The sequence below is a fragment of the Pseudomonas mandelii genome, from assembly GCF_024138395.1.
In the GTDB taxonomy this organism is placed as follows: Bacteria; Pseudomonadota; Gammaproteobacteria; order Pseudomonadales; family Pseudomonadaceae; genus Aquipseudomonas; species Aquipseudomonas mandelii_E.
Window position 1 is genome coordinate 75,544 of record NZ_JAMYDU010000019.1, and the last position, 20,060, is coordinate 95,603.

22 protein-coding genes are annotated in these 20,060 nt (G+C 57.6%); 7 read left to right on the forward strand and 15 right to left on the reverse strand.

From position 1 onward, the window contains the following. The first annotated feature begins 62 nt into the window (after nucleotides 1–62). Nucleotides 63–752, forward strand: coding sequence for an MlaA family lipoprotein (locus NHU87_RS22295; RefSeq protein ID WP_253552550.1), 690 nt, complete (start codon nucleotides 63–65; stop codon nucleotides 750–752). A gap of 72 nt (nucleotides 753–824) precedes the next feature. Here the strand turns inward: NHU87_RS22295 and NHU87_RS22300 are convergent, their stop codons facing one another. Continuing rightward, a complete protein-coding gene (locus tag NHU87_RS22300) occupies nucleotides 825–1,124 on the reverse strand; it encodes a PilZ domain-containing protein (protein WP_253552553.1) in 300 nt (99 codons plus the stop codon). A gap of 274 nt (nucleotides 1,125–1,398) precedes the next feature. Here NHU87_RS22300 and rssB point away from each other — a divergent pair, with 274 nt between their 5' ends. Then, on the forward strand, nucleotides 1,399–2,580 hold the full coding sequence (gene rssB, locus NHU87_RS22305; RefSeq protein WP_253552555.1) for a two-component system response regulator RssB: 1,182 nt from the start codon (nucleotides 1,399–1,401) through the stop codon (nucleotides 2,578–2,580). Then, a complete protein-coding gene (gene rssC / locus NHU87_RS22310; RefSeq protein WP_007897104.1) occupies nucleotides 2,580–3,062 on the forward strand; it encodes an anti-sigma factor antagonist RssC in 483 nt (160 codons plus the stop codon). The genes rssB and rssC overlap by 1 nt, the downstream gene beginning before the upstream one ends. Before the next feature lie 200 nt (nucleotides 3,063–3,262). On the opposite strand, the gene tal is transcribed toward rssC, so the two are convergent. From tal to NHU87_RS22335, 5 genes are all read right to left on the reverse strand, one after another. Beyond that, on the reverse strand, nucleotides 3,263–4,189 hold the full coding sequence (gene tal / locus NHU87_RS22315) for a transaldolase (RefSeq protein ID WP_253552557.1): 927 nt from the start codon (nucleotides 4,187–4,189) through the stop codon (nucleotides 3,263–3,265). A gap of 178 nt (nucleotides 4,190–4,367) precedes the next feature. Then, nucleotides 4,368–4,595: an AbrB/MazE/SpoVT family DNA-binding domain-containing protein gene (locus tag NHU87_RS22320; RefSeq protein WP_253552559.1), complete on the reverse strand. Its 228-nt coding sequence runs from the start codon at nucleotides 4,593–4,595 to the stop codon at nucleotides 4,368–4,370. 43 nt (nucleotides 4,596–4,638) lie between these two features. Then, complete coding sequence (dusA, locus tag NHU87_RS22325; RefSeq protein WP_253552561.1) at nucleotides 4,639–5,640, reverse strand: tRNA dihydrouridine(20/20a) synthase DusA; 1,002 nt, start codon at nucleotides 5,638–5,640, stop codon at nucleotides 4,639–4,641. 296 nt (nucleotides 5,641–5,936) lie between these two features. Next, nucleotides 5,937–6,830, reverse strand: a complete 894-nt coding sequence (locus tag NHU87_RS22330) for a hypothetical protein (RefSeq protein ID WP_253552564.1) — start codon at nucleotides 6,828–6,830, stop codon at nucleotides 5,937–5,939. 143 nt (nucleotides 6,831–6,973) lie between these two features. Continuing rightward, complete coding sequence (locus tag NHU87_RS22335; protein WP_253552566.1) at nucleotides 6,974–7,120, reverse strand: hypothetical protein; 147 nt, start codon at nucleotides 7,118–7,120, stop codon at nucleotides 6,974–6,976. 335 nt (nucleotides 7,121–7,455) lie between these two features. On the opposite strand from NHU87_RS22335, the gene NHU87_RS22340 reads away from it, so the two are divergent. Further along, entirely contained in the window at nucleotides 7,456–7,647 is a 192-nt protein-coding gene (locus NHU87_RS22340; RefSeq protein WP_253552568.1) for a hypothetical protein, read from the forward strand. Nucleotides 7,648–7,782: 135 nt separating this feature from the next. Here NHU87_RS22340 and NHU87_RS22345 read toward each other — a convergent pair whose 3' ends face one another. The 6 genes from NHU87_RS22345 to NHU87_RS22370 form a co-directional block, all read right to left on the reverse strand. Beyond that, a complete protein-coding gene (locus tag NHU87_RS22345) occupies nucleotides 7,783–8,574 on the reverse strand; it encodes a transporter substrate-binding domain-containing protein (RefSeq protein WP_253552570.1) in 792 nt (263 codons plus the stop codon). A gap of 175 nt (nucleotides 8,575–8,749) precedes the next feature. Beyond that, entirely contained in the window at nucleotides 8,750–9,670 is a 921-nt protein-coding gene (copD, locus tag NHU87_RS22350; protein WP_253552572.1) for a copper homeostasis membrane protein CopD, read from the reverse strand. Nucleotides 9,671–9,673: 3 nt separating this feature from the next. Further along, the gene (gene copC / locus NHU87_RS22355; RefSeq protein ID WP_253552574.1) at nucleotides 9,674–10,045 is read right to left on the reverse strand and encodes a copper homeostasis periplasmic binding protein CopC; all 372 of its coding nucleotides are present in this window, start codon (nucleotides 10,043–10,045) and stop codon (nucleotides 9,674–9,676) included. 55 nt (nucleotides 10,046–10,100) lie between these two features. Then, the gene (locus NHU87_RS22360) at nucleotides 10,101–10,991 is read right to left on the reverse strand and encodes a copper resistance protein B (RefSeq protein ID WP_253552576.1); all 891 of its coding nucleotides are present in this window, start codon (nucleotides 10,989–10,991) and stop codon (nucleotides 10,101–10,103) included. Between the two features lie 10 nt (nucleotides 10,992–11,001). Further along, nucleotides 11,002–12,705, reverse strand: coding sequence for a copper resistance system multicopper oxidase (locus tag NHU87_RS22365; RefSeq protein WP_253552578.1), 1,704 nt, complete (start codon nucleotides 12,703–12,705; stop codon nucleotides 11,002–11,004). A gap of 142 nt (nucleotides 12,706–12,847) precedes the next feature. Next, nucleotides 12,848–13,552, reverse strand: a complete 705-nt coding sequence (locus tag NHU87_RS22370) for a murein L,D-transpeptidase catalytic domain family protein (protein WP_253552580.1) — start codon at nucleotides 13,550–13,552, stop codon at nucleotides 12,848–12,850. 81 nt (nucleotides 13,553–13,633) lie between these two features. Between NHU87_RS22370 and NHU87_RS22375 the strand changes: the two genes are divergently transcribed. Next, nucleotides 13,634–15,385 carry a L,D-transpeptidase family protein gene (locus NHU87_RS22375; protein ID WP_253552583.1) on the forward strand — a complete coding sequence of 584 codons (1,752 nt, stop codon included), beginning with the start codon at nucleotides 13,634–13,636 and terminating at the stop codon, nucleotides 15,383–15,385. Here NHU87_RS22375 and NHU87_RS22380 read toward each other — a convergent pair. Then, nucleotides 15,382–15,867 (reverse strand): hypothetical protein, encoded by a 486-nt coding sequence (locus NHU87_RS22380; protein WP_253552584.1) that lies wholly within the window; start codon nucleotides 15,865–15,867, stop codon nucleotides 15,382–15,384. The genes NHU87_RS22375 and NHU87_RS22380 overlap by 4 nt on opposite strands. A gap of 145 nt (nucleotides 15,868–16,012) precedes the next feature. On the opposite strand from NHU87_RS22380, the gene NHU87_RS22385 reads away from it, so the two are divergent. After that, nucleotides 16,013–16,678 carry a ribonuclease T2 gene (locus tag NHU87_RS22385; RefSeq protein ID WP_253552585.1) on the forward strand — a complete coding sequence of 222 codons (666 nt, stop codon included), beginning with the start codon at nucleotides 16,013–16,015 and terminating at the stop codon, nucleotides 16,676–16,678. Nucleotides 16,679–16,899: 221 nt separating this feature from the next. On the opposite strand, the gene NHU87_RS22390 is transcribed toward NHU87_RS22385, so the two are convergent. Further along, nucleotides 16,900–17,550, reverse strand: a complete 651-nt coding sequence (locus NHU87_RS22390; RefSeq protein ID WP_253552586.1) for an HAD family hydrolase — start codon at nucleotides 17,548–17,550, stop codon at nucleotides 16,900–16,902. Nucleotides 17,551–17,767: 217 nt separating this feature from the next. Between NHU87_RS22390 and NHU87_RS22395 the strand changes: the two genes are divergently transcribed. Beyond that, nucleotides 17,768–19,339 (forward strand): sensor domain-containing diguanylate cyclase, encoded by a 1,572-nt coding sequence (locus NHU87_RS22395; protein ID WP_253552587.1) that lies wholly within the window; start codon nucleotides 17,768–17,770, stop codon nucleotides 19,337–19,339. 232 nt (nucleotides 19,340–19,571) lie between these two features. Here the strand turns inward: NHU87_RS22395 and NHU87_RS22400 are convergent, their stop codons facing one another. Beyond that, nucleotides 19,572–19,889: a hypothetical protein gene (locus NHU87_RS22400; RefSeq protein ID WP_253552588.1), complete on the reverse strand. Its 318-nt coding sequence runs from the start codon at nucleotides 19,887–19,889 to the stop codon at nucleotides 19,572–19,574. Nucleotides 19,890–20,060 lie beyond the last annotated feature (171 nt).

A 20,060-nucleotide genomic window follows, 5' to 3' on the forward strand; every position in this document is an offset into this window, starting at 1 on the left:
TACTAGCGGCCTTTGCGCCTGGGCCAAGCCCCAGCGCCAGTACGAATCCAAGGAGTTTCTCTATGCGCTGGAGCAATCATCTCGCTCAGCTTTGTTTGTGTGCCAGTGTATTGCTGGTTCCGTTCGCGGCCCAGGCTGCCACCGAAGAAGATCCTTGGGAAAGCATTAACCGCCCGATCTACAAATTCAACGATTTTGTTGACACCTACGCACTGAAGCCATTGGCTCAGGGCTATCAGTTCGTTACGCCGCAGTTTCTGGAAGACGGCATCCACAACATGTTCCGCAACGTCGGCGACGTGACCAACCTGGCCAACGACGTGTTGCAGGCCAAACCCGCTGCGGCAGGCGTCGATACTGCGCGTTTGATCTTCAACACCACCTTCGGCCTGCTGGGCTTCTTCGACGTGGGTACCCAGATGGGTCTGCATCGCAATGACGAAGACTTCGGCCAGACCCTCGGTTACTGGGGTGTGGGCAGCGGCCCGTACCTGATGCTGCCGCTTCTGGGCCCAAGCACCTTGCGCGATGCGCCTTCCAAGTATGTCGACGGCTATACCGGTCCGTACCGTTATATCCACGACGTGCCGGTGCGTAACTCGATCTTCGGCCTGAATATCGTCGACACCCGCGCCAATCTGCTATCGGCCGAAAAGCTGGTCAGCGGCGACAAATACACCTTCATTCGCAATGCGTACCTGCAAAATCGCGAATTCAAAGTCAAGGACGGCCAGGTCGAAGACGATTTTTAATCTCGACCGGTAAAATGTAGAGGGCGGCCATTTGGCCGCCTTCTTTCGTTTGGCTTGCGGGTTAAATGGGGGTTATTTCATCTTCAGGATTGTAAGCCCGAGTTTCTGATTACCGCCGTCCTGTGCTTTCACCCATACCACCTCGGTGTCGGCTTCAAGGCCTTTTAGCGCCGCATGATCGGAATCGATCCGCACGCTGAGCCGGTCACCGACCTTGAATAAGCGGGGCGCGTGAACCTGCATACCGCTGCTGGAAAGGTCGATGCAGACGGCTGGCACCTCGTCGCCTTCATGGATAAGCGCCACATCAGCATCAACCCGCATGCGGATGAAATCGCGCTTTTCGCTGTAGTCCCGATCAGTTTGGCTCATGGGCTAGATCCTTCCTTTGGGTTACGGTTTTGCCTGTTCTTATAACTCCCGGTCATTTGACAAGTAAAGACGTCAAGCGACCATCGGCGTGAGCTTGAAACGCCTCGCGGATGGGAGTACCGTCTGCGCCTTAGAAGGGCACCTTTGGTGTACCTGTGAGTAGGGCGAATGCTCGAAAACGGTGCGGCAGAGAGGCTAGAAGCGAATCCAGTAGTGTGTGCGGGGCTAATGCCCAGCCAGCTACGCCAACCTAATTCTGGCGCCGTTTGCCCACATGCCAAAAACCAGTGCCACGCTGCTGATAATCGATGATGACGAAGTAGTGCGCGCGAGCCTCGCCGCCTACTTGGAAGACAGTGGTTTCAGTGTCCTGCAGGCCAGCAACGGCCAGCAGGGTCTTCAGGTATTCGAGCAAGACAAGCCCGACTTGGTCATCTGCGATCTGCGCATGCCGCAGATGGGCGGACTCGAACTCATTCGCCAGGTCACCGAGCTGTCACCGCAAACCCCGGTGATCGTGGTATCGGGCGCGGGCGTGATGAACGACGCGGTCGAGGCCCTGCGCCTGGGCGCGGCGGACTACCTGATCAAGCCTCTCGAAGATCTGGCCGTGCTCGAGCACTCCGTGCGCCGGGCCCTGGATCGTGCGCGCCTGCTGCTGGAAAACCAGCGCTACCGCGAGAAGCTGGAAAAGGCCAACCGCGAGCTCGAAGCCAGCCTGAACCTGCTCCAGGAAGACCAGAACGCCGGTCGCCAGGTGCAGATGAACATGCTGCCGGTCAGCCCCTGGCGCATCGACGAGTTCCAGTTTGCGCACCAGATCATTCCGTCGCTGTACCTTTCGGGCGATTTTGTCGACTACTTTCGGGTCGACGAACGTCGGGTAGCGTTTTATCTGGCAGACGTTTCCGGTCATGGCGCCTCTTCAGCCTTCGTCACCGTACTGCTGAAGTTCATGACCACGCGCTTGCTGTTCGAGTCCAAGCGCAACGGCACATTGCCAGAGTTCAAGCCTTCAGAGGTTCTTGGTCATATCAACCGGGGCCTGATCAGTTGTAAGCTGGGTAAACACGTCACAATGGTCGGTGGAGTCATCGACGAGGAGACCGGTTTGTTGACCTATAGCATCGGCGGTCATCTGCCGTTGCCTGTGTTGTACACGCCAGACAGTGTTCGTTACCTGGAAGGGCGCGGTTTGCCGGTGGGCCTCTTCAATGAAGCCACCTACGAAGACCACGTACTGGAATTGCCGCCAGTGTTCAGCTTGACGCTGATGTCTGATGGCATTTTGGACCTTTTGCCAGAACCCACACTCAAAGATAAGGAAGCTGCTTTACCTCAACGGGTGAAAGCAGCGGGCGGCAGCCTGGATGGTCTGCGCCAGGTTTTTGGATTGGCCACGCTAGGGGAGATGCCGGATGATATCGCCCTGTTGGTGTTGAGCAGGAATCTTTAATGAGTACCGGTAGAATCCAGTTCGCCGAGCAGGACGGCACCTTCGTCCTGAAGTTCGTCGGTGAAGTTCGCCTGACCCTGTGTTCGGCGTTGGATGCGACTATTGAGCGGATCTTCACTGCGTTGAATTTCAACGCCATCGTGATCGACCTGACCGAAACCCGCAGCATCGACAGCACCACCTTGGGCCTGCTGGCCAAACTGTCGATCCTGTCGCGGCAAAAAGTCGGCCTGCTGCCGACCGTCGTCACCACCCACGAAGACATCACCCGTCTGCTGCAGTCCATGGGCTTCGAGCAAGTGTTCAACATCGTTGACCGTCCGATCCCATGCCCTGAATGCCTGACCGACCTGCCAGACCAGGATCAGTCCGAAGAAGTGGTACGAGTCAAAGTCCTCGAAGCGCACAAAATCCTCATGGGCCTGAACGATTCCAACCGTGAAGCATTCCATGACTTGGTGAATGCGTTGGAGCGGCATTGATTCCCTGAGGCGGTGTGGGTCAGTCTGATCCCTACCGCGACCCACCACAAATCCCTTGTAGGAGCGAGGCTTGCCCGCGAAGGCGTCCGCACACCCACCATGGCCACCAGCGCGAAGCCACCTCAATCCCCCCTACCAAACGCACACAAAAAAGGGCGAACCCGCTAAGGTTCGCCCTTTTTGCATTACTCCGAGCTAGATCACAGCTTGGCCTGCAACAACGCCTCAAGCTTCTCCTGATCCCGAGCGAACTGACGAATACCCTCAGCCAGCTTCTCGGTCGCCATCGCATCCTCGTTGGACAACCAGCGGAACTGCGCTTCATTCAAGCTCAGACGCGCTTCACCGGCATGCCCCGGCGCCAATTTGCGCTCCAGCTTGCCAGTGTCCGCCGCCAGTTTCTCCAGCAGATCCGGGCTAACGGTCAGACGATCACAACCGGCCAACTGCTCGATCTGATTCAGATTACGGAAGCTCGCGCCCATCACCACAGTCTTGTAGTCATTGGCCTTGTAGTAGTTGTAGATACGCGTCACCGACTGCACGCCCGGATCATCCGCGCCGGTGTAGTCGTTGCCGGTCGCTTTCTTGTACCAGTCGTAGATGCGGCCCACGAACGGCGAAATCAGAAACACCCCGGCATCGGCACAAGCGGCAGCCTGAGCGAAGGAGAACAGCAGCGTCAGGTTGCACTGAATGCCTTCCTTTTCCAGCTTCTCGGCAGCACGAATACCTTCCCAGGTCGAAGCGATCTTGATCAGAACGCGGTCACGGCCAACGCCGGCCTTTTCGTACAGGTCGATCAGACGGTGCGCACGCTTCAATACGGCGTCAGTGTCGAACGACAGGCGCGCATCCACTTCAGTGGAAATACGACCCGGTACAACCTTCAGAATCTCTTGCCCTACCGCAACGCCAAAACGGTCGCTGGCCAGACCCACATCGCCCTTGCAGTCGTGAACGCAAGCGTTCAGCAACTCGGCATAACCGGGAATGGCCGCCGCTTTGAGCAGCAGGGAAGGGTTGGTGGTAGCGTCCACGGGTTTAACGCGAGCGATTGCTTCGAAGTCGCCGGTATCAGCAACCACGGTGGTCATTTGTTTGAGTTGTTCCAGCTTGGAAGTCATGAGCGTGCTCTGTCCTATGGGTCCAATGACATTACCCGAGCGCTTGCAGCCACTCAAGGGCGCGTACGTGTATCGATGGCCCCAGCGGCAACAACCTGAAAACGGCTGTTTGAAAGGCGGGGCGGGGTATCGGTAAATACGATGCGGAAATGGGGGGGAGGTTCAATGCAGGTGACCGTTAACGCGCTGGGCCGGCCTGGGCCATGTCCTTGATGTGTACCGGTTTGGCCGGTTTGCGGATTAGACCTTTGAGCGTTCGGGCTGAACAAGTGACGGCCATAATTTCAAAGCTGCCATTTTCTAACGAAACAAACTGAACGCGATCACCGGCGCGAAGCCCCAGTGAAGCGCGCAGCTCGGCTGGAAGGGTGACCCGTCCTTTAGAGGTCAGCGTGGCCATTGCCATAGGTGATTACTCCGTTTCGTTTTACGAATGAGCGGCAGGAGAATCAACGCCCCTCCAACAACTCCGCCGCCTGATCCAGCAACGCCAAAGGCTCTTTGGCCTTATGAATATCCACCGACAACAACTGCCGAAACTTCCGCGCCCCCGGAAACCCGGTGCCCAGCCCCAGCACATGCCGGGTGATATGGTGCATCGATCCACCCGCCAGCAAATGCTCAGCGATATAAGGCCGCAACTGCGCCAGCGCCTCGGCCCGGCTGATCACAGGGGCCTTGCTGCCGAACAGCTGCTGATCCACCTCAGCCATCACATAAGGATTGTGATACGCCTCACGGCCCAGCATCACGCCGTCGAATGTCTGCAAATGCTCGTGACAAGCCTCCAGCGTCTTGATCCCGCCGTTGAGAATAATCTCCAACTCCGGAAAATCCGTCTTCAACCGCGCCGCCACATCATAGCGCAGAGGCGGAATGTCGCGGTTCTCCTTCGGCGACAACCCCTCCAGAATCGCAATCCGCGCATGTACCGTAAAACTTGTGCACCCGGCGTCCCGAACCGTGCCGACGAAATCGCACAACTGCTCGTAACTGTCCCGCCCATTAATCCCGATCCGATGCTTCACCGTCACCGGAATCGACACCGCATCCCGCATCGCCTTCACACAATCGGCTACCAACTGCGGATGCCCCATCAGGCACGCACCGATCATATTGTTCTGCACCCGATCACTCGGGCAGCCGACATTCAGATTCACCTCGTCATAGCCGTGCTCCTGGGCCATGCGTGCGCAGGCGGCCAGGTCCAGCGGAACACTGCCGCCGAGTTGCAGGGCGAGCGGGTGTTCGGCTTCGTTGTGACGGAGGAAGCGGTCGTGATCGCCGTTGAGGAGCGCGCCGGTGGTGACCATTTCGGTGTAGAGGAGGGCGTGCTTGGAGAGTAGGCGTAGGAAGAAACGGCAGTGGCGGTCGGTCCAATCCATCATCGGGGCGACGGAGAAGCGGCGGGAGAGGGCTGGGTAGGTGTTTGGAGCGAGATCTAGAGGCATTGGGGGGTCTGTTGGATTGCGGTTTTTTTAGCTGGGCGCAGAAATGAAGAGTTTGCTGGCTTGGCTACGGAATTCGCAGGTTGGGCAAAGAATGAAGTTTATCAGGATTGGAGAAAGATTGACTGGGCAGGGACTCGATTGGAAACCGTGGTCTGTCCCTATTTTTCCGTCCCTGTTTTTCCATTTTTCCCCTGCGCAGCTGAGAGGGCAATCAATGCCATGGGCCGCAAGACGTGTTCCGGCAAAAAACGAGGGAGGTAGAGCCGGATGGAGGAGGGCTTCGACATCGCTAATTGCTAATAGAAGACCCCTGTGAGATTGCCATCTTCTACGAATTTACGCGGCTCGCGTAAAATTTGCTCCAAAACTGCGAATCTCGAGCCGCTTTCTTGGCGTAGAAGGGTACCGATGAGTAAGCCTCTTTTAAACGTTGCGAGCCCTGCGCCCGCCTTTCGGCTTCCTGGATGCTCAGAACTCCACGTTGCCAGATCTCCATCCAGAAGCTGTCTGCCCGCAGCGTCGCGGAAGGTTTTACTTTCGAAGTCGTAACAAGCATTTCGTACCTCCGGCACGTAGAAGGCTAAGGATTCGTATGTGGTTTCAATCATACGTTGGATATTGCCAATAATATCACCGTCTATCCATTTGAGCGACGGGATGCCTAGCAGTTCATCACCGTCAGCCTGGCGTTGATGCGGTCTGATATGGTCAGTCGTCCGTTGTTTAAGCGCGGATGAAAGCATTGCATCAGACCGTCGGCGCGTAGCAATGTCTGAAAGCCCCTCAGGATCGCCAATAAATTCCCGTTTTGTCTTGGCGGCAAAGGCACCTACCGCAGCATAGATACCGTTACCACCTCGGCCGGGATCAACCCAACTGACATCAATCCAAACCTTGCTGGGTGTCACCATTACCGAGAAATAATTTCCGTTCGTTCCCTCTGTACGGAAGGTGTAGATCTCTATATCAATGTGATCTTTCTCGATTTCGACACTTATAAACTTAGTACCAAGGCTCACTTCTGGCATTGACTGGCGCAGTTCTGTAGCGCTGCTGTTCTGGTACAGAAAAAGGTCTTCAGCGCCTGCCAATATCTGCAAGCAGTTAGCTGCAAAATTATCATCGGGTGGATTGCCCCTTGCAACATTCCCTTCTTTAAGGACGATTTTGGCTCCTTTATTTATCTCCACCAACGCCAAATCCTCCTGTGTGATAGCACCCTCTATGGCAGGTAACTCACCGCACACCTTATAGTTATAAAAGTATGCGGCGAAGTTTTGCCAATTGTTTATTTCTTCAAAAAGCGCGGAGATTTGATTGCCAGTATCCAGGCCTACTTTGTAACGGGCAGCTTGCCAGTCATCACAAAGGTATCAAACACTTTCTGCCCATCACGCGCGGTTTGCTGAACATCAAGGAACGTCAGCTCACGCGGAACGGCCTTTTTGTTGGGTTTGTCGACTTTTTTGGTGGTGGCCATCGGAGCCTCCGGTACAAGGACGCGCCGAAAGGCGCGACACGCCATATGGGTGTCGGCTGGACTATAAGCCTCGTGACGAAAGCACAGCAATGCACAAGTGTGCGGACAATTCCTGAAGTCGTGTAGGACGGTGCTGTTTTGGATGTTGCACTCGTTTGTAGCCATTGCGATGGTGCATTTCGTTCCTGAGGAAAGCTCTCTTTTTGCTTCAAGAATACGTACTAGCTGAACCAACGCTGTCGCCCAGCAATGTTTCATCAAGTTCGGCAGGCTCGCAGCATAGGATGACCACCTAAGATCGTGTCGCCACGCTTCCACCCCACAGGAACTGAAAAATGAACCTCCTCAAAGTCGTGATGATCTCCAGTGCCTTGCTCCTGAGCGCCTGTTCGGGTATGAACACCAGCATGTGTTTTTCAGAAGGCTGCCGACAGTTCGATGGTCATAACCCCAACAAGTTGAACCTTGGCGGGAGCGCCATCGGCAACAGCTTTAATGAGTACAGCTCGGGGTTGCTGCATGACTAAGGAGTGACGCAACGGCGGAAATATTTCCGCCGGTCTGCGTGAGTTGCCTAATGGAGAGTGAGTTCTGATTTTACGACTGCTGCGCAGCCGGACGCAGGCTTCGCCAGCTGCTACATAGCAGCGGCGACTAGCGGGTTATTTCGCCTCCGGCACCGCTATCCACTGGCCCAGAACTTTCTGATAATTCCCCGTCACCTTGGCCAGATGCAGCCACTGATCGACGTACAACTTCCAGCTGATGTCATCACGCGGCAGCAGATAAGCCTTCTCCCCATACTGCATAAATTGCGTCGGGTTTACCGCACACAAACCGGGTTTGAGTTTCTGCTGATACAGCGCTTCCGAAGCATCGGTAATCATCACGTCAGCCTTCTTATCCAGCAGCTCCTGAAAGATGGTCACGTTGTCGTGCAGTCGCAATTGCGCCTTGGGCAGGAAGGCGTGAACGAAGGCTTCGTTGGTGCCGCCGGCCGGTTCGACCAGGCGAACCGAAGGTTGGTTGATTTGTTCGATGGTCTGGTATTGCGCCTGGTTTTCGCAGCGCACGAGTGGGATTTTGCCGTCGACGTCCAGCGTGGTGCTGAAGAAGGCTTTTTTCTGGCGTTCCAGTGTGACGGAGATGCCGCCGACGCCGATGTCGCATTTGCCCGCGAGCATGTCGGGCATCAGGGTTTTCCAGGTGGTCTGGACCCACTCAACCTTCACGCCCAGGCTGTCGGCCAGTGAGCGGGCCATGGCGATGTCGATCCCTGAGTATTCGCCGTCTTCACCTTTGAAAGTATAGGGTTTGTAGTCGCCGGTCGTGCAAACGCGCAGTTGGCCTTGTTGCAGGACGGTGTCCAGATGGGAAGGGCTTTGCTCTGCCTGAACGCCGCTGGCTAACGCGAGCAGGCCACAGAGTATCATGGTGCTTTTTATGGTTTTCATTGTTATTGGGCTTTTGTGATGGAGTGGGGTTCAAGCGGGAGTCAGTGTAGTGAAAGCGCTTCTTGACTGTCATCCACGGTCCCTATATTCCGAAATCGCGACCAAATTCGGGTTTTTTCATCCACCAGAACCCACGAGGCCAATTGCCGATATGTGTGGCTGCGGTAGGTATGATTTAAGTACCAATTTCCGGACTCAATGTCCCCAACCAAGCCACTAACCCCACAATCAACACCGCTGCCGCCAATTCCACCATCACGCTACGCCGCAACGCATTGGCGGCGACCGTGTATTGCCCATCCCGCAACGACCGCTCCAGAAACGGTCCAAGGTGAAACCGGTTCAGCGCGGCGAGCACGAGCATCCCGGCAAACAGCACCACTTTGATGAACAGTAAAACCCCATAAGTGCTGAGAAAAACCTCATCCAGTTTCGGCCCGACGATGAACAGATAATTCACAATCCCCGTCACCGCGACGACCACCACGATGACCGCGCCAATCACCTCAAACCGATTAACCGCGCGGGTCAATAATCGGATGCGCGCTTCAGTTTTTAGCGCATTAATCTTCGCCATCAACGCAAACGCTACCAATGCCCCAACCCATGCCCCAGCCGCCAGCAAGTGCAGAATATCCACCACGAAATGCCAATAACGACGGCTACCTTCATCCATCGCCCCGTGCCCGCTCCAGGCCAGGCTGGCGAGGGCGATACCGCCGGCAAAAGACGCGACCCATAAACTGAAACCAGGCGCACAGAGCATCACCGCTAAACCAGCGACGACTAGCGCAACAATGCGAACCACACAGGCCAACCCGACGTCCGTTTCAAACACCATCATTTCGATGTGCGGACGCAGCTCGGCGAAGTCCGATTCGCCGCTCATGGCACTCGCCATCATCAGCATGCTGGCAACGGACAACACTGCACCCAGCACTGTCGTCCCCGCCAATATCGACCGGAACGGCAACACCGCTCCCGACTCCCGTTCCTGCCCTTTAAGGCTGTACAGCCCAAAAAGCGCCAACCCAAACAACAGCATCAAATCCATATACAACGCAAAGCGCAGGGCAATGCTGACCGAGTCGCTCATCAATCACTTCACTTTGAACGTAACGTTGCCGGTTATCGGGTGAGTGTCCGAAGACACGGCGCGCCATTCGACTTTGTAGCTGCCGGTGGGCAATGGCGAGAGCGGGGTGATGACCATGGTTTTCGGGTCGCTGCCGCCGGAGACCTTGGCCTTCATCGGCATGGGGGCATGGGCCATGCCGGGCATTTCGGTCATGACCAGTTTGGCGCCGGAGAACTGGGTCACGAGGTTTTTGGAGAAATGCAGTTCGATCTTGTTTGGCGCTGCGCCGTTCGCGCCTTCGGCCGGGGTGGAGGAGAGCAGTTTTGGGTGGGCTTGAGCCAGTGCGCTCATGAGCAGCCCGACGACAACAGCGGTAGTTTTAATCATGCGCATGCAAGGCCTCTTTCCGCTTTAAGCGGTTGGTTTTCAGGTTTTTGAGTTGAAGCGTTTAGAACCACAGCCGAACGCCGAGCACGAGACGGGCTTCGCTGCGGTCCTCGCCTTCGTCCCTGGCGTAGTCGGCGGTTTTGCCGTAGGTGCGGTTCCAGGTCACGCCGATATAGGGCGCGAATTCCCGGCGGATTTCATAGCGCAATCGCAGGCCGGCTTCGGTGTTGGACAACCCGGAGCCGATGCCCCGTTGCGGGTCGTTTTTGCCGTAGACGTTGAGCTCGGCGGTCGGCTGCAAAATCAGTCGGTTGGTGAGCAGGATGTCGTAGTCGCCTTCCAGGCGTGCGGCGGTCTGACCACCTTCGCCGATGAAGGCGGTGGCCTCGGTTTCGAAGTTGTACAGCGCCATGCCTTGCACGCCGAACGCGGCCCAGGTTTGCGGGGCGCCGGGTTTGAAATCCTGGCGAACGCCGGTCACCACGTCCCACCAAGGGGAAATGGCATGGCCCCAGAGGGCCTGGACTTCGGCGTCTTCGGTTTTGCCATTGACGCGTTCGCCTTCGGAGCGCAACCACAGGCGATCGATGTCGCCACCGATCCACCCGGACAGATCCCACGCCAACGCGCTGCCGTCATCGGCGTCCTGCCATTCGAGTTTGTCGGCGAGGAAGTAATAGTTGAGCGCGGTGTCATGCACGGCGTGGCCGGTGGGGCTGACGTAGACGGCGGCGCGGTCGGCATCGGTCAATGCGGGAATGGGCGTGCGGCTTTGGGTCGGCGCGGCGGGCTGCATCTGGCCGTCGTCCATGCTCTGCATTTGGCTGTGATCCATGCCCGGCATCTGGCTATGGTCCATGCCCTGCATGTCGTCGGTGGCGGCCATGGCCGAAGAAACCGTGAAGCCTGCGAGTGCCAAAGCGAGGCGGGTAGAGCGAATCAATCTGGTCATGGGTAGCGCCTCATTCTTCCACGCGAACTTCACGGAACATGCCCATTTCCATGTGGTACAGGAGATGGCAGTGATAGGCCCAGCGGCCGAGCGCGTCGGCGGTGACCCGGTAGCTGCGCTTTGATCCCGGCGGCATGTCGATGGTGTGTTTGCGCACCATGAACTGGCCGTTCTCGTCTTCGAGGTCGCTCCACATACCGTGCAGGTGAATGGGGTGAGTCATCATCGTGTCGTTCACCAGCACCACCCGGATGCGCTCGCCGTATTTGAGGTGCAGCGGTTCGGCATCGGAGAATTTCACGCCGTTGAACGACCAGGCGAACTTCTCCATGTGGCTGGTGAGGTGCAGCTCGAGGGTGCGGCCGGGCTCGCGGCCGTCCGGGTCTTCGAAGGTGCTGCGCAGGTCGGAGTAAGTCAGCACGCGACGGCCGTTGTCGCGCAGGCCAAGGCCCGGGTCGTCGAGTTTCGGCGAGGTGGTCATGGCTTGCATGTCCACCAGCGGGTTGTCTTTTTCCGTATCGGGATGGGATTGCATACCGGCCATGCTGCTGTGATCCATTCCCGCCATGTCGCCGCCCATGCTGCCGTGATCCATCCCGCCCATGCCCATGTCATCCATGGTCACCAGCGGTCGCGGATCCAGCGGAGGAACCGGCGCCGATAACCCGGCCTTCACCGCCAGGGTGCCTCGCGCATAACCCGTTCGATCCATCGATTGCGCGAACAGGGTGTAGGCGTCCTGGGTCGGTTCGACGATCACATCGAACGTCTCCGCCACCGCGATGCGGAACTCATCGACGCTCACCGGTTTGACGTGTTGGCCATCCGCCGCGACCACGGTCATTTTCAGGCCGGGGATGCGCACGTCGAAGTAGGTCATGGACGAGCCGTTGATGAAACGCAGTCGCAGCTTTTCGCCGGGGCGGAACACGCCAGTCCAGTTCATGTTCGGCGCCTGGCCGTTCATCAAGTAGGTGTAAGTGGCGCCACTGACGTCGGCCAGATCGGTGGGGTTCATCTTCATCTCGGCCCACATCTTGCGATCGGCAACCGTCGAGCCCCAACCTTTCTCGCTGACGTCGTGGATGAAGTCGCCCACGGTGCGCTTGTGGTAGTTGTAGTAATCGGACTGCTTTTTCAGCGTCTTCATCAGGCCGACCGCATCTTCGTCAGTCCAGTCGGTGAGCATCACTATATAGTCGCGGTCGTACTGGAAAGGCTCCGGTTCCCTGGCGTCGATCACCAATGGCCCGTAAACCCCGGACTGTTCCTGAAAGCCCGAATGGCTGTGATACCAGTAAGTGCCGTTCTGCCGGACCTTGAACTGGTAGACGTACATGCCATCCGGCTCGATGCCGTGAAAACTCAGGCCCGGCACGCCGTCCATGTTGGCGGGCAGCAAGATGCCGTGCCAGTGAATGGAGGTACTGTCCTTGAGTTTGTTCTTCACCCGCAGCGTGACGGTGTCGCCTTCACGCCAGCGCAGCAGCGGGCCGGGAATGCCGCCATTGATGGCCATCGCCGTGCGAGGGTTGCCGGTGATGTTGACCGGGGTTTCGCCGATGAACAGGTCGAACTCGGTACCGGCCAGCACATTGGGTTCGCCGGGGCTGGTGACCGCCCAGACCGGCGTGCGCCACAGCCCGAGGCCAGTGAGGACTCCGCCGGCGGCGAGGCCCTTCACGAAGGTGCGTCTTGAGGTATTGGAATGCATGCCGTTTTCCCGTCCGTCAGCCTGATGAAGCCCTCACGTGCGCCCTGAGCGGAGGGAGAGAGCTTCTATAAGACGAGGCTAACGGGCGGCGCCTTTCAGCAGGCTGAGGCCAAGATTACAGTTTTGACAGTTTCACACCGTTTTAGCGACTTCTACTCGGCTTGGACGAGTCCGCCACGGTAGCGCTACCGCAATTGATGTACGAAGAAGACTTCAACCAGCGCTGATCCGGATAGTAAGAAAACAACAACTGCCCATCCTTCATCGAGTCGATCAGTTGATGCGCAATCGCAGGCCTCACAGCCGGGCAACCCAGGCTTCTGCCGATCCGGCCATTCGCCCGCGCCAGGTCCGGGCTGACATACGGCGCGCCATGAATGACGATCGCTCGCTCGAAAGCGTTGTCGTTGAAACCCGGTTCCAGACCTTCCATGCGCAACGAATAACCGTTCTGCCCGACATAGCTGGACTGGGTTCGGTACAAACCCAGACTGGTGGCGAAGCTGGCATTGCGGTTGGAGAACTGGCGGGCCATGTTTTCGCCGCTGTTGCGACCGTGGGCGACCAGTTCGTGGAACAACAATTTGCGTTGTTTAAGGTCGAACACCCAAAGACGCTGCGCGGTCGAGGGCAGGGAATAATCGATGACTGCTAGTCTTTGAGCCGGGGCTGCGCTTTGAGCCCGGCTACATTGGGAGGCGCGTACGGCCAAGGCAATTACCTTGGCGTTGGCATTCGGGGCCGCTTTGATCAGCGCGGCTTCAAGCGAATCGGCGGAGGCTGCCGGAAAGGTACACGCGGTCAGCAACAGGGCCGTTATTAAGAAGCCGAAGCGGTCTGGGGCCATACGCAAGTCTCATCTGATTGTTTCGAGTCTAGCAGCGCGCACGACGCTAGCCGGTTGAAAACGGGAGATTAAGGATTATCCATGGGGCAATTAACAAGGTTATTCGTCATAAGCCGCATATTTTTTATGGGCTTTCTGATAAGCGGCATGGCGGTTGCGCAAACTTCGCCGATTGAGCCGTCATCTCCCGTTAGCGTGGTCGCGGAGGCAGCGCCTGGCGATTACGTCGCTCAGGCGATTCAGGCGGCACTGGCGCCATTGAGTTCGGCATTTCCCCCATTGATCACCTCGCCGCGTCATCAACGGGTCGACATTAACCGAGCCGTGCTGGATTTTTATAGCCATCGTGGCTATCGCGCTGCCTGGACGGACGATGACGATGTCGTCCAGTTGTTGAAAAGCCTGAGCAATACCGAGGTCGATGGCCTGGACCCTGCGGATTTTCGAATTGCCGAACTGGTCACGGCCAGAACGTCGATGCAGACAACAGCGCCAACCCCCGGGCAACAGGCAGCTTTTGATATCGCGGCGACCCAGACGTTTATCACGGCGCTGCTGCAGTTGCGGCGCGGCAAGGTCGATCCTTCGCGGCTGGACATCCATTGGAATTTCGACCCGCTCGGCATCGACCCTCGGGAGGACGTCAATCTGTTCTTCGCCGCTCTCGACAGCCATGACGTCGCGCGCGCGTTCGCCCAGGCGCCGCCACAAGAAGCGATTTATGGCACGTTGCGACAGGGCTTGGCGCAACTGCGCAGGGTTCGCGACAGTGGCGGCTGGCCAAAGATCCCGGAAGGGCAGACGCTCAGACCCGGCATGGACGACGCCTCGGTTGCGCAATTGCGAGCCCGTTTGGTAGCGGGTGGTTATCTGACCGCGAAAATGAACGCGCGCTCTGACTATGACGACACCGTCACTGCGGCGGTGAAGAAGTATCAGGCCGAGCAATACCTCGGGGCGGATGGTGTGGCCGGGCCGGCGACACTCGCGGCGCTGAATGTGCCGGTCGAAGCGCGAATCGACCAGGTCCGCGTGAACATGGAGCGGGCGCGGTGGCTGCTGTACAAACTTCAGGGCACCTTTGTCATCGTCGACATCGCCGGGTACAAGGTTTCGTTCTATCGCGATGGCAAGCTGATATGGCGCTCCCGGGTGCAGGTGGGTAAACCGTATCGCAGCACGCCGATTTTTCAATCGGAGATCACCTACATCACGTTCAACCCGACCTGGACCGTGCCGCCGACCATTCTGGTCAAGGACATGCTGCCGAAGATTCGCAACAATCCTGGCTATCTCGATGCAAACCGGATTCGTGTGATCGATCGAGAAGGCAACGTGCTCGACCCGTCGACCGTGGATTGGGACAACCCGCGCGGCCTTACGCTGCGCCAGGATGCAGGGTCGGATAACTCGCTGGGGCAGGTGGTCATTCGCTTTCCCAATGACTATGCGATTTATCTGCACGACACACCGCATCGCGAGTTGTTTGCGCAATCCAATCGCGCGACCAGTTCCGGCTGTATTCGGGTGGAAAACCCGCTGCAATTAGTGGAGCTGTTGTTCAATGACCCGATTCGCTGGGACAGCGCAGGGATTCAAAAGCAGTTAGCCAACGGCAAGACAGAAAACATCAGGCTTCCCGTAAAAGTGCCGGTGTTGTTGGCCTATTGGACGGTGGACCTGAGCCTTGATGGGCGAGTGACGTTCAAACCCGATGTGTATGGGTACGATAAGCCGGTGTTGCGGGCACTGAATCTGCCTTTGGAACGGCCAACGCTGGACGGGAGGCGAGCGGCGCCTCCCTCGATGGCGGTGGGGCGGAACAAGCTTTAAAGCCCCAGGCCTTCTTGTATTGCCAGCAGCAGATTATGTTCCGTCAGTGCGATCGCATCCGGTTGTTGTACGGATTGCTCGATCGCCTGCAGCCACCACTGCGTCTTGCCGTGTTCGGTCACGGTTCGCAATAGATGGGCGAGTTCCTTGTCTGCCGAGCGTATTTCGATCCGCCCGGCACCATCGGCGGTGAAGCGGGCGACGGGATCGAAGGTGATGCCGTGGTGGTTGCCTTCGATCAGCAATTGGTCGATGGCGTAATCGTAACTCGCCCCGTCCGGCGCCCTCTCGAACACATGAGTGGAATTGCGTCGTAGCTTCAGACCCACTTCGATCAGTGGCTGCAGCCAGGCTTCGATCTGGTGATACAACTCGTAGACCTGGGCGGGCCAGCTGTCGATAGCCTGATCGGCGATGGTCGCGTCGGCACTGGTTTGCCGGGATTGTTTCAGCTTCTCGGCGAGCTCGTCTGCTTTACTCATTTCGATTTCCTGTCGTGATGTCAGTTAATCGTAGCTCCTTCAAGATAATGCGGTTTTGCCTTGCGTCATGCGATTGAAACACCCGCGTGACAAAACCATTCTTCGGCCCTTTACGGCCAAATCAAATCATCCCAAGGAGTGGGTAATGAAGAAATTTTACGCAATTGTCGCGCTGATCGCGCTGACCTTCGGCAACATCGGTCCGAGCAGTGCCCGCGAAACCCAGAGCGGTAAAGTCCAGGCGGAATCGGTCGCGGGGGTGTTCGATTACTACTTGCTGACGCTCTCCTGGTCGCCGACCTTCTGCCTGACCCACCAAGACGATGCGCAATGTTCCGGTAAAGGCTACGGCTTCGTGCTTCACGGTCTCTGGCCGCAATACGCCAAGGGCGGCTGGCCGGAGTCTTGCCCGCCGAGGGTGACCTTGTCGCCGGCGGAAAACGCCAAAGGCCTGACCTTGTTCCCGACCCAGAAGCTACTCGATCACGAATGGGCCAAGCACGGTACATGCAGCGGCCTCGGCGCCATGGGTTACCTGGACGCGTCCGACAAGGCGCTCGGTGCGGTCAAGATCCCGCAGAAGCTGCAACCGTTTACCAACTCGTATTACTTCGAAGCCCAGGAAATCGCGCAGATGTTCCGCCAAAGCAATCCCGGTATTCCGGCCAATGGCATTGCCGTGATCTGCAATGGCCCGGAACTGTCGGAAGTGCGGGTATGCATGGGCAAGGACCTGGGGTTTGGCGCGTGCGGGAAAGGCGTGAAGACGCAGTGCCGGGCGGGGGATATCCGGGTTCCGCCTTCGCGGTGATGGATTGGTTGTCGCTATGGTCTTGAAGGAAATGGGCACCCCCTAAGGGCTAATGCCAGCCAGTTAAGCAATTTCAGCCGCGATGCACTTCCATGTAGCAGCTGCCGAAGGCTGCGTTCGGCTGCGAAGCAGTCGTGAATCCGACTAACGCGGTCCGCCTGACGCACCGCAGTTGCCGATTTTACGACTGCTACGCAGCCGAACGCAGGCTCCGCCAGCTGCTACAGATAGCATTGCGGCTTGACTGGCAACCCAAGCGTCATCAGTTCCTCGCGCAATTGTTCCGGGCTAAAGAACTGAACCGCATGAAATCCCTCCCGGCGTGCTCCTGCAATGTTCGGCGCATGATCATCGATGAACACCGCGCGGCGGCTATCAACGTCGAACCGCGAGAGCAGTAACTGAAAAATCTCCGGCGAAGGCTTGATAATCCCCTCGGCACCCGACACCAGAATGCCTTCGAATCTCTGCAAGAACTCAAAGCGCTCAAGGGCAATCGGAAAGGTTTCGGCGGACCAGTTGGTCAGAGCCAATAACCTCACACCTTTGGCATGCAGTTCATCGAGGATGTTCACCGTCTCTTCTATGGCGCCATCGAGCATTTCTTCCCAGCGCTCGCGATAGGCGCGAATCAATGCCTCCTGGGACGGATGTCGGGCGATGGCTTCCTCAATCGCCTCCTGCCAGGTTCTGCCTTGATCCTGTTGTTCGTTCCAGGCGGTATGGCAGACCTCTGACAGAAAAATTTCCATGGCCTCCAGGTCTTCACCGAACAGCTTTCGGTAAAGGTTTCTGGGGTTCCAGCGGATAAGGACATTGCCGAGATCGAACACAACAGTATCGATGGGTGCAGGGTGGTGCGCAGCGCTCATGTTTTTCCTCCTTGGGTAAACGGAATGGGGCAGGCACGGAAGCCGATGGTCTTCTGAGATTTTTCATCCTAGCAGAGACGGTTTTCGCATTTCAGGCATAACGTCACAACCATTTATCCCCCAACTCTCCGTTTACCCCGCACAACCCCGTAGACTAAGCTCCCAAAAAATAAGGGTTTTGGGCCTTGCCCATGCCTTACCCGTTCAGGACTCGCTTTTGCCTATCCCCTTTCCCGATCCGCACCATGCGCCCGACGGTGCCTTGAAGCGGCTGCCTCTGCTTAAAGCTGCGGTGCTGTTTATTGCGGCGGTGTGCCTCTGCCTCTGTGGGTTGCTTTACCTGCAACTGGAGCAGTCGCGTCGGCACGATCTGGCGTTGGCCGAGGTGTCTTCGTCGAACCTGACCCGGGCCATGGCACAGCAGGCCGAAGACACCTTCATGAAAGCCGATCTGGTGCTGACCAGTCTGGTGGACTGGATTCAGGCTGATGGTTTCGAGTCTGTCCAGATGCCGCGCTTGCAGAAAACCTTCGCGCGGCGGGTGCAGGCGCTGCATCAGTTGCACGGAATATTTCTGTTCGACAAGCGGGGACAATGGGTCGTGACATCGTTCGAAAATCTGCCTCGTGGCCCAGGTGTGGCGGATCGTGATTATTTCATGTTTCACCAGCAGAACATCTCGTCCCTGGCACACATCGGCCCGGCGATTCGCAGTCGGGAAAATGGCGAGTGGATCATTCCGGTTTCCAAGCGGATAAACGACAAGAACGGCGATTTTCAGGGCGTATTGCTCGCCGGGATCAAGATGTCGTACTTCGATCAGTTCTTCAAAAGCTTCAGCATCGATGACCAGGGTGCGATGTTTTTGGGGTTGACCGATGGGACACTGCTGGCGCGACGGCCGTTTGTGGAGTCGCAGATCGGCACGTCATTGGCCCAGGGCGAGATCTTTCAAACGCTCTTGCCCAGCGCGACGTCGGGCAACGCCATGATCGGCTCGGTGGTGGATGGCATCGTTCGGTTGTATGGCTACCGTCAGCTCGATGCCTATCCAGTGGTGGTCGCGGCGGCATCCTCTAAAGACGCGATCCTCCAGGACTGGTACGACACGGCGATTCGATCCAGTGTGATCGTCGCTCTGGCCGTCCTCGGCGTGGGGTTGTTCGGTTGGGTGTTCGTTCATCAGGTGCGTGCGGGCGAGCGCATCGAGGCGGATTTGCGCAAGGCGCAGAAAACCCTGGAATTGATCGCTACGCACGACAGCCTGACCGGGTTGGCCAACCGTCGATTGTTCGAGCGGGCGCTGGAGATCGAGTTCGGGCGCGGTGCCCGGCGGTCGAGTCCGCTGAGCCTGATCATGCTCGATATCGATTATTTCAAGCGCTATAACGACACCTACGGTCATGTGGCCGGGGACCATTGTCTGGCCGAAGTGGCGCGGGCATTGAAGAGTTGCTGTCACCGCAAAGCCGATCTGGCGGTGCGCTACGGCGGTGAAGAGTTCGCGGTGTTGCTGCCGGATACCGAGATCCATGGCGCGCTGACAATCGCCGAGCAGATCCGCCGCAGTGTCATGGACAAGAACATCACCCACAGCGGTTCACCCACGGGCTATGTCACGGTCAGTCTCGGCTGTTATTCGTTTGTGCCAACGGGACATGACAGCACCGAAATGTTGATCAAACGCGCGGATGCGGCGCTGTACCAGGCCAAGCATTCGGGGCGAAATCGTTCGGCGGTGTTGTCGATGGAAGGGGGCGTCGAGGCGCTGATGCGCTCGGACCGCTGAAGTTTTCCTTCGTCTAAACGACGCATACTCTGTAGCAGCTGCCAAAAGTGTGCGTTCGGCCGTAGTAGCTGTCGAGCCCCAGCGAGGCTGCGTTCGGCTGCGAAGCAGTCGTAAAATCATATCTTGCACTACGTCAAGCAGACCGCATTAGCCGGATTCACGACTGCTTCGCAGCCGAACGCAGGCTTCGCCAGCTGCTACAGATGCATACGGCGTAACTGACTGCATTAGCTCATGGATTGCTTTTATGCGTCGAACTGCCCGTCCCACCGCCAGCACCGCCAGTGCCACCACCGGCAGATCCCGTACCGCCTCCGGCACCCGAGCCGGAACCGCTGGCCCCGCCATCGGTGCCCGTTCCGCTGCTGCCATGGGTGTCCGAACTTGTCCCACCCGCAGGTGAGCCGGGGGTGTTGTCGGGTGGCATCGTCGAGCCGCTGATGCTGCCAGACTTTGTGCCGGTGGCGTCTGCCGCGTCTTCGGCTGCCGTAAAGAGGTTGGCAGATGCAGTGGACAGCAACCCGATCAATAACAGAGCGGTGATATTCATCAGGGTACATCTCCGCAAAATGAGCCGTTATTTGATATTGGTGCAATGGCGGGGCGATTGGTGCCGGTTGGATGACAAGTGGTGGGGGGATGGCAATGAGCTTGTGATCGGTTCTTCAAGTGCGGCAATGACTTGCGTTATTCAGGGGCGGTGACCGAGCATGGCTGCTAT

Coding starts and splice junctions, on each gene's coding strand:
- NHU87_RS22295 (WP_253552550.1), top strand. CDS start 63: ATGCGCTGGAGCAATCATCTCGCTCAGCTTTGTTTGTGTGCCAGTGTA.
- NHU87_RS22300 (WP_253552553.1), bottom strand. CDS start 1,124: ATGAGCCAAACTGATCGGGACTACAGCGAAAAGCGCGATTTCATCCGC.
- rssB (WP_253552555.1), top strand. CDS start 1,399: ATGCCAAAAACCAGTGCCACGCTGCTGATAATCGATGATGACGAAGTA.
- rssC (WP_007897104.1), top strand. CDS start 2,580: ATGAGTACCGGTAGAATCCAGTTCGCCGAGCAGGACGGCACCTTCGTC.
- tal (WP_253552557.1), bottom strand. CDS start 4,189: ATGACTTCCAAGCTGGAACAACTCAAACAAATGACCACCGTGGTTGCT.
- NHU87_RS22320 (WP_253552559.1), bottom strand. CDS start 4,595: ATGGCAATGGCCACGCTGACCTCTAAAGGACGGGTCACCCTTCCAGCC.
- dusA (WP_253552561.1), bottom strand. CDS start 5,640: ATGCCTCTAGATCTCGCTCCAAACACCTACCCAGCCCTCTCCCGCCGC.
- NHU87_RS22335 (WP_253552566.1), bottom strand. CDS start 7,120: ATGGCCACCACCAAAAAAGTCGACAAACCCAACAAAAAGGCCGTTCCG.
- NHU87_RS22340 (WP_253552568.1), top strand. CDS start 7,456: ATGAACCTCCTCAAAGTCGTGATGATCTCCAGTGCCTTGCTCCTGAGC.
- NHU87_RS22345 (WP_253552570.1), bottom strand. CDS start 8,574: ATGAAAACCATAAAAAGCACCATGATACTCTGTGGCCTGCTCGCGTTA.
- copD (WP_253552572.1), bottom strand. CDS start 9,670: ATGAGCGACTCGGTCAGCATTGCCCTGCGCTTTGCGTTGTATATGGAT.
- copC (WP_253552574.1), bottom strand. CDS start 10,045: ATGCGCATGATTAAAACTACCGCTGTTGTCGTCGGGCTGCTCATGAGC.
- NHU87_RS22360 (WP_253552576.1), bottom strand. CDS start 10,991: ATGACCAGATTGATTCGCTCTACCCGCCTCGCTTTGGCACTCGCAGGC.
- NHU87_RS22365 (WP_253552578.1), bottom strand. CDS start 12,705: ATGCATTCCAATACCTCAAGACGCACCTTCGTGAAGGGCCTCGCCGCC.
- NHU87_RS22370 (WP_253552580.1), bottom strand. CDS start 13,552: ATGGCCCCAGACCGCTTCGGCTTCTTAATAACGGCCCTGTTGCTGACC.
- NHU87_RS22375 (WP_253552583.1), top strand. CDS start 13,634: ATGGGGCAATTAACAAGGTTATTCGTCATAAGCCGCATATTTTTTATG.
- NHU87_RS22380 (WP_253552584.1), bottom strand. CDS start 15,867: ATGAGTAAAGCAGACGAGCTCGCCGAGAAGCTGAAACAATCCCGGCAA.
- NHU87_RS22385 (WP_253552585.1), top strand. CDS start 16,013: ATGAAGAAATTTTACGCAATTGTCGCGCTGATCGCGCTGACCTTCGGC.
- NHU87_RS22390 (WP_253552586.1), bottom strand. CDS start 17,550: ATGAGCGCTGCGCACCACCCTGCACCCATCGATACTGTTGTGTTCGAT.
- NHU87_RS22400 (WP_253552588.1), bottom strand. CDS start 19,889: ATGAATATCACCGCTCTGTTATTGATCGGGTTGCTGTCCACTGCATCT.